Source organism: Staphylococcus sp. EG-SA-2 (assembly GCF_017152085.1).
On sequence record NZ_JACYHC010000179.1, the window covers coordinates 1 to 529 of the forward strand.

Here is a 529-nt window from a genome sequence, read left to right on the forward strand (position 1 = left end):
TGAAAGACGCAAATCTTGAGATTTCATTTAAAAAATTAGAAGAACCGAATATTGATGGAATCGAATTTGTAGAATTTTTAATCAGTCCAAATAAAGGGGAACCATTAAAAAGTTTAAATAAAATTGCGTCAGGTGGAGAACTTTCTAGAATTATGTTAGCGTTAAAAAGTATTTTTGTTAAATCGAGAGGTCAAACTGCAATTTTATTCGATGAGGTTGACTCAGGTGTATCTGGACAAGCTGCACAAAAAATGGCAGAGAAAATGCGAGATATAGCTGAATATATACAAGTTATTTGTATCTCTCACTTACCACAAGTTGCATCGATGAGCGACCATCATTTATTAATTTCGAAATCATCAAAAGATGATCGTACAACAACACAAGTTCAAGAGTTAATTAGCGATGATAAAGTAGATGAAATTGCACGAATGATTTCAGGTGCAAGTGTTACTGATTTAACTCGAGAAAATGCAAGAGAAATGATACAACACAATCAAAGACGTAGATAATTTCCAAAGTGTGTTGA

1 pseudogene is annotated in these 529 nt (G+C 32.7%); it reads left to right on the plus strand.

What is annotated here, in order from left to right:
* Positions 1-512: pseudogene (locus IDG60_RS01670) on the plus strand (DNA repair protein RecN); the annotation flags it as partial.
* Between the last annotated feature and the right edge of the window lie 17 nt (positions 513-529).